Here is a 7,181-nt window from a genome sequence, read left to right as displayed (position 1 = left end):
TCCGCCCGGAACCGTAGTAGGCATATCGCCCTTGATCTTAGCATTCAGACCTGACTGAGCATTACCGCCGTTTCCTGCATCTGAGCCGATATTAGCGTTTCCGTTGGTATCGAAGCCGCCTGCAAAGCCGCTCCAATCCATGCCGCCCTGCTGCTGTCCGCCGTTGTTCCCCCAGCCGCCCCATGTCATGCCGCCGTTATCACCGCCGAAATTAAAACCTCCTGCATGACCTGCAAGTGGAACGGACGCTGCGATCATCATTGCAGATACGGTTCCGCTGATGATCTTCTTCATTTTTGATAGTTTCACTTCAATCACTCCTTCTATTGATGCAGCAATCGTATCTTGAAATTCAGCCGAAGCATCAGATTCAAGATTTAGTTGATACATCAATTTTATTGTAGTCCTGAATAGCGCTCGGTAACGATAATCAGGACATTCTTTTCTGGTTTAATTGCAGAAGCTGACGTATAAGAGAGGGTACAGCTGACTTCTGAATGTCCCAGCCAGAAAGAAACATTGCATTAAATAATCCACCCAAAACTGTTATTATGCCTAATGTATGGCATAATTGTCTAATATCTTTAATGTAAATATACAATATTATAAGAGAAAAGTAAACAAGCTATTAACAACACCGCAATTTTTGATTATTAGTCCGCAATAATTGGTTGATATCATCGCAAAATAATGATATTTTTACAAGGATTTTGACATTATTTTTACTGTCACAAACTATTTCAGCAACATTTTGTTCATACATTTCATCAAATCATGTAAAAATCTGTTTTTGTTGATATTGTCCATGAATCTCATTGCCAATGCTATAAAAACTTATCCTGCTCACAGCCAAGCGTGTAAATTTGCTTAATGTATGACAGCAGAGCCTTTTTTACAGCAAAACAGCTCCCCGAAGGGAGCTGTAACCCGTTATTCTTATTTGAGAAGTTCCTTTCTCAGGAGAACGAGGTCGAATATGTCAGCGGCGCCGTCCTCATTCATATCAGCAAGCATGAACTGCATCTGACTGAAGCTTTCGCCTCCGTGCAGGTATTTGCACATCAGAAGCAGGTCAGCTACCTTTATTTTGCCGTCCATGTCAACATCACCTGACTTGTAGTCCTCCTTAAAGCTGCAGACCAGTTTTACTGCCTTATCAGCATCAACGGTAATTGTCGGAGAATCAGAGTCTACAGCTCCCGACCAGCCTGAGAAAATGTATCCTTTAGCAGGAACGGCAGTGATAGTCACCTTCTGTCCTTTGTCAAAAGAGCCTGTCCAGACATTTCCCGAAAGTGCAGTATCAGCCGAATCCACGGAAATACTTCCCTTTCCCTGCGCTGTTACGGTAACAGTTGCAGTATTATTCGGGATACCAAGGTAATTCTGCATATTCTCAACAGCATATTCTGCGCGGTTGGCAAAAAATGTGCGCATTACGTCCATTTCGTCGTGATAATAGCTCTTTTGCTCTGCTATGAACGTGTCAAAATCCGTTTCGGGAGCTCCGTCACACCAGCGCCATGCAGTCATGGCAATATAGTCCAGGTATTTGCTTTCCTCGTCGTCAAGCTCTCTGAGCATTTTTGATGACTCAAATACAGAATATGCATAAGAATAGAATTTATCCGCAAACATCTGCTTGAATTCGGGATTTTTGAGGAGCTCCGCAAATATCACAGTGGGGATAGCGTCTGAAACACCGTCCATTTTTGTGAAGCTGTCATGCTGATATGACTCAACATCGCCAAAATCATCATAGGTAAGTCCCACAGAATAATCAAAATCGAATGCGCCGAACCGCCATTTGCCGTCGCTGTAAGGATTGCCGTCAACTGCGTCACCTGTGTATCTCCACACGAGATAGTTGTAGTTCGGCCAGTCCCATGTACCGAGGTAAAGACCTGTGCAGTAGCAGTCGATAATGCTCTCAAAATCTACCTGTGAAGCGACATATTCGTAGTTTTCGGGAACAGTCAGGTCATTATCACGGCAGAAATCGCCCAGAAGCTGTAGATTCAGCGGCTCATCACCAGGACCTTCTTCAAGCTCGCCATTCTTTATTATGGTAACATTTTCCGCAGGAACGCCGTAATTGGACTGTATGTAGTAATCCGAGGCTTTCTCGGTTATCTCATACATTCCCCACAGCTCTCCGTCAATAAAAAGCATACATCTGTCACCTGCATAGGTAGCAAGTGCAGGCATATCGCGGATCGATGAATTTACCACACGCTCTCTCAGCCTGTCTGCCCATGATACTGCTCTCAGGCCAAATGAATCATAGCGCTTAATCTTCTTGCCGTCAGCTTCGGAATAATTGTCGTCAATTATCTTATAGTCCAGCTTTGAATCGCCGTATTCGCTTCTTGCATAGACATTGAAGCTCTTTACAACACTGTTTCTCGTCGATGCGCCTCTGATACGTATACCCATTTTCTGCGAGAAGCCCAGCTCTCCGTCCTTGAAATATGTTATATCCGCCTCGCGCTCCCATTCCTTTCCTGTTGAAAGGAAGTTAGCAGCTATCCCTGCTGCGCCGTTGGTCTTGAGCCAGTCAAGATACTGCTGACCGGTCACGTATATGCCCTTATCCTTGCCGAAAAGATTGTCAGGATCGGTAACCAGTGAAACTACGGGTATATCCGAGTAATAATCCAGCTTGTCATCGCTCATTACAAAATAGGTCTTTGAGGACACCCTGCCAAAAGTACCGTCAGCCGCCTTTGAAACCGCCCTGACGATAGTTGCCTTGTCCATCTTTTCGGGATTGGCCTCAAACCACTGAGTAGGTGTTATGGAATAGGCACTGTTTTCCTCATGCTGATACTTGCTGTAAACATTCTCGTCAGCACTTCTGTCATACATCGGTATTGCGCCGCTGTAGACCTTTGCTGTTGCAGAGGTCGTGGGATCAGAGCCGTCGAGAGTATAGTATACAGTGTCAGATGAGCTGATAGTCAGCTCCTTAACCTTGTCCGCGCTGTAGAAGCCCGATTCCAGCGAGAATACAGGCTCAGCAGGTACACTTCTGTTTGCAGAAGCAGGAGTAGGCTGCATTACCGCAAAGCTGCCGTCAGATATGCGTCCGTAGGTTGAGTCCTCCGCAAGTGCAGGCACCTCAAGGCTTTGAATGGCTGTACCGTCAGGCGACGAAAGAATAAGCGTTTCACCCGACTTGCTCAGTCCAAAGCCGATGTTAAGCTCTTTCAGTCCCTCAGACTTTTTATCGGCAGCTATGAGCAGATAACCTCCCTTTTCTATGACAGTTCCCGAAGGAAACACGAATTTCAGCGGTGTATCTGCGCTGTCAGATATACCGAAGCCTGACAGATCAATATCCTTGCTGCCGCTGTTATATAGCTCTATCCAGTCTGCGGCTCCGCCGAGACTGTCAGTGTAGCTGCTTTTGTTCTGGGTGCAGACCTCGTTTATAAAAAGTCCGTCAGCGCCTTGCACAGCCATTGTACGCGGAAATGCGTATTGCAGTGAAGCTGTCATAAGAAGCGCCGCCGCAAAGCCGCCCCATTTTTTAAATTTTTTCATATAATACGCCTCTCATTTTATTAATATTAAATCTATTATATCACATAACTTTATCCAGTTCAATCCTTTTTTGCGGTAAAACAGCCATTTTACTGTTTTTCATCAATATGTCTGTTCAGCTCCTCCTGCACTTTGTTTTGCCCGAAATGGCAAAATGTGCATGACATAAATGAATGCGATGCGCAAATCCCTAAAAACATAAAGAAATTGCGTCATCTGAACAAAGTTACGAACAATAAACGACTAAAAACAGCTGTTGAGGACATTTTATTTCTCACAAAAGCTGACAAGGCGCACTGCAAAAAAAAGCTGTCGGGAAAAACATATCCCGACAGCTTTGAATTTTTATTCACCTCAGCATAGATTAAGAAGTCTCTTTTGTATCACAAGAGCGTCCATAAGGGTAATACCGTCGTTTGTATTATTTACGTCAGCATTGAACTCGCCTCTTGATGACAGTCCGTATTTATTTGGATTGCTGAGAGACTGCATCACCAATACGACGTCGTTCATCTTGACATCGCCGTCAGCAGTTGCATCGCCTGTTCTGTAGGGAGCGGCTTTCGGAGCCTTCGGCTCGGTTTTGTTAGCCTTGTCCATATCAAACAGGAGATCGCCCAGCGACACTATGTAATCATAGTAAACTCCGTATGGCAAATCCTGGAAGAAGCCTGAATTACGGTCATAATATCTCCAGTCTCTGTTCTCATACTCCTGATATATCTCTGATGCGAAGAATTCGTTATACAGATCAAAATCCACATTGCCGTATTTTGAGATATAGATACCAGCAAAAAGAACATCATAATCGTCGCAGATAATACCGTTTTCGTTGCAGTCAAGTGAAGCTATGACGTTGCCGTCAGGATTCCAGTCAGGTCTGTCAAAGTTCACGTTGTATCTGCCGTTGTTTGCGCGTGAGAACATATTAGGATCATACCAGCGCTTTACTGTATCTACGACCTCGTCTGTAGTGTACTCCTTGACAGTGATGACTCTGTAGCAGACGGAAAGTATCTCCATATCCAGATCGTCAAGCTTTCCGTCGGCGTTCATATCTGGAGCTGCTGTCCTGCCCTCCCTGACAGCCTTTTCGTACTCGGGGTAGGTAGCTGACATATAGTTCTGATTGTTGCTGTGCCAGCTGAGTATATCGCAGTAGTCCTCATACTTTACAAGACCTGCTTCGATAGCGTCAACTCTTGCCTCGCCCATGTAATCATACTCATATTTTATCCTCTCAAAGAATTCACCCTTTGAATTGGTGAATTTTTCATCATGTCCTGATATGCAAGCTACACACTCTCTGAAGCGTATATTGTCCAGATATTTCTCGTCGGCATTTGAGATGAGATACTCATAGCATTTATCGGGATCAAGCCATTCCTCGGTGAAATCATAGTTGTTTATGATCTCCTTGGTAACAAGGACTGAGCCCGCATCGAAATTATGACCGATATATCTGTGCTCTCTGTAATACTTAGCGCAGTTTTTCAGCGTAGCCTCCTTCATGGGGAAGTCCTGATAAAACATATCGGCAGGAATGCAGAAGCCTATATCCTCGGACTCGGTTCCAAGTATGGAATCCAGTCTGTGTTCGATCGCCCAGCCTCTGTTATCAGGATCAACGCCGTATTTCTCGGCAAATTCATCGCGTATGTCAAAGTCAAGGTTCCATAATACATAGCCTACCAGATAATTATCAAACATCCAGTAATCAAGGCAGTCCTTGTAATCTACAACGCCGTCCTCATTGAAATCAAGACTTACGTTATTCTCGCGATCGTACTTTACAGCATAATCGTATTTCATATTCGGCTGAGGCATACTTGAGATCCAGTCAATAAAACGCCATGAATCATCTGATACCCTGCCGTTCTCATCCTTATACCTGTAAGCGTCAAAATCCTCGGGAACAATACCGTTATTGAGCAGATAATAATTGTAAATGGTGTTCATATCAGGGCTTTTTGCCGCATAGGCGTCACGGGCATCGAAGATATCGAATTTTCCGTCGCCGTTGAAATCGGGATCAAGCTCGCCTGATTCGATCTTGCTGTAATTTAATGTAGCAGAATACATATAATCCTCTTTCGGATCAAAGCGGACTATAGGTGAAGCGTTTGCAAGTATTGGATTTGCCATTGCTGAAGTTGCTGCTAAAACAGCCAGAAATTTTCTCATAACAACATTCCTTTCACTGTCAGATTGAGGTTCATTCGGTAATACATAAATATCAGTCGTAACTATGTTTTCATGCCTGTTCGTAAGAGCTGACGGATTCGCAGCAGTGGTCCGCTGTGCAGAAACGGAGGCTGCTGTAAGAGTAGTACGGGCAGATGTTGTTTTTACCGCAGCAGTTGTGACGATATGCTGATTTGCCTGTGTTACAGCTCCAATGCTGTTTACCGATGAGGTAACAGATGGCGTTTCATTGAAGACTGTAGTCGGCTCGTCAGTTTCAGTGCTCGACTCGATATGGCTGCCAATCGGTTTTGTGCGCTCAGGCATATTTTTCCATACCCCAGTACCTGCTGCAACAGCTGCGCAAAGACACAGAGCTGTCATCGCCGTTTTTTTCACGGTGCGCAGCTGCGCCTTTTTCCGAGCTATCTTTTCGTCTCGTCTTCTGAGCAGATCACGAGTTATTTCATCCCATTCCCGCATACTTTATCCCCTCCTTTTCCAACTCTTCACGGAGAGCTTTTTTTGCCTGATATAATAAATTTGTCATCTGTCGGCTGCTTTTATGCATTATACACGCCGCCTCTGAATTGCTGAAACCTTCTATGTAAGTAAGACATATAGCCTGACTGTACTGGCTGTGCAGTTTTTTCAGTGCTTTGTGCACCATCAGCTTCTGTTCCTCTTTGATATAGTTTTCCTCGATATCCAGCCCAGAGCTGAGATCAGAACACTCATCCAGCGAGGTATCCCGTTTTTTATTCATGCGCCTGAGATAGTCGATAGCAAGATTTCTCCCAATAGAATAAAGCCATGTTTTGAATGAGCTTTTTCCTGTATATTTCGGCTTTTTGTAAGCAAGCTTGAAGAATGTCTCCTCCATGAGCTCCTCAGCGTCATGAATATTATTGGTAAAACTATTCAGATAGATCGTGAGACCGTCCTTATATTCACGGACAATGTCTCCAAGAGCTGAATCATCTCCGACAAGATAACGGCTGTAGCTACTTGCACCATTATCCATTGAACGGCTCCTTTCCGGAAAATAATTTGCCTTTCACTTATTAGACGAGTTTTGCAGGGCAAATGTCTTAGAAAAAACAGAAATTTTTTCAAAATAATATTTTTCATTTCAATTATAGCACGGTACTGACATTCTTTCAACTCTATATCCCGGTATTTCAACGCAGATAAAAAAACTCCCGCACAAATGTACGGGAGTTTTATAACGGATATTATAATGTCAAACCGATCAAGCGCGTGTGTGAACCTGACCGCCTGCAAGAGTCTTGCCGTGAGCCTTTGCCATGTCAGAAATGTTTACGTTCTGGTAACCATTCTGTGCAAGCCAAGGAAGAACCTCTTCCATAGCTGCTGCTGTGTTTGCATATGTCTCGTGGCAGAGTACGATAGCACCCTCAAGTGAGCCGTTCTGTGCAGCCTGCTTGATA

At 44.2% G+C, this 7,181-nt stretch carries 3 protein-coding genes and 2 pseudogenes; all 5 read right to left on the bottom strand.

All coding sequences use genetic code 11. The features are described 5' to 3' along the window. Window positions 1-309: pseudogene (locus K5677_RS06965) on the bottom strand (hypothetical protein); the annotation flags it as partial. A gap of 627 nt (window positions 310-936) precedes the next feature. Continuing rightward, window positions 937-3,546 (bottom strand): CotH kinase family protein, encoded by a 2,610-nt coding sequence (locus K5677_RS06960; protein ID WP_296726186.1) that lies wholly within the window; start codon window positions 3,544-3,546, stop codon window positions 937-939. 354 nt (window positions 3,547-3,900) lie between these two features. Then, complete coding sequence (locus K5677_RS06955; protein ID WP_296726184.1) at window positions 3,901-6,213, bottom strand: hypothetical protein; 2,313 nt, start codon at window positions 6,211-6,213, stop codon at window positions 3,901-3,903. Then, window positions 6,197-6,754: an RNA polymerase sigma factor gene (locus K5677_RS06950; protein WP_296726182.1), complete on the bottom strand. Its 558-nt coding sequence runs from the start codon at window positions 6,752-6,754 to the stop codon at window positions 6,197-6,199. The genes K5677_RS06955 and K5677_RS06950 overlap by 17 nt, the downstream gene beginning before the upstream one ends. A 228-nt stretch (window positions 6,755-6,982) precedes the next feature. Then, window positions 6,983-7,181, bottom strand: a pseudogene (locus K5677_RS06945) (hypothetical protein); the annotation flags it as partial.

The sequence above is a fragment of the Ruminococcus sp. genome (genome assembly GCF_024684275.1).
This window is presented reverse-complemented; position numbering and strand designations above follow the sequence as displayed.

Bases quoted from the DNA above. Each gene is read 5' to 3' on its own strand.
- K5677_RS06960 (WP_296726186.1), bottom strand. From the start codon at position 3,546: ATGAAAAAATTTAAAAAATGGGGCGGCTTTGCGGCGGCGCTTCTTATG.
- K5677_RS06955 (WP_296726184.1), bottom strand. From the start codon at position 6,213: ATGCGGGAATGGGATGAAATAACTCGTGATCTGCTCAGAAGACGAGAC.
- K5677_RS06950 (WP_296726182.1), bottom strand. From the start codon at position 6,754: ATGGATAATGGTGCAAGTAGCTACAGCCGTTATCTTGTCGGAGATGAT.